Origin of the sequence: Bartonella sp. AP19HLJMH (assembly GCF_042196245.1) — a bacterium.
GTDB lineage: Bacteria > Pseudomonadota > Alphaproteobacteria > Rhizobiales > Rhizobiaceae > Bartonella.
Window position 1 is genome coordinate 411 of record NZ_JBHIPX010000089.1, and the last position, 319, is coordinate 729.

General features: G+C 48.3%; 1 protein-coding gene. It reads right to left on the minus strand.

The window, feature by feature from the left end; genetic code table 11:
- Window positions 1-319 (minus strand): hypothetical protein (locus ACFINR_RS09530; RefSeq protein WP_375654248.1); only part of this gene is annotated, 319 nt, incomplete at both ends.

A 319-nucleotide genomic window follows, 5' to 3' on the forward strand; every position in this document is an offset into this window, starting at 1 on the left:
GAAACCTCCTCTGTCGAATTGTTCAAAATCACGCCATGGGTATCAACATTGAAACTGTCATATTTGTTATGAGAAAGACCTTGTCCATTGGGGCGCACAATATCAATCAGCGGCACATCATTGCCGGCTTTCCCCACCGTGGGGCGGAAAACAGAGCCAACCCCATCAGCTGCTTTAATCCCTTGGCTCTCTTGTGCAACAGGACTTCGCGCTCCAAGCGCTTGTGCTTGCAACAACAAAGGCTGAAAAGCTAAGCAAAAACTTAAAACCAGTGAAAGCCCCTTATGGATCCCTCGCTGTAAACTACAAAGAGCGCGCT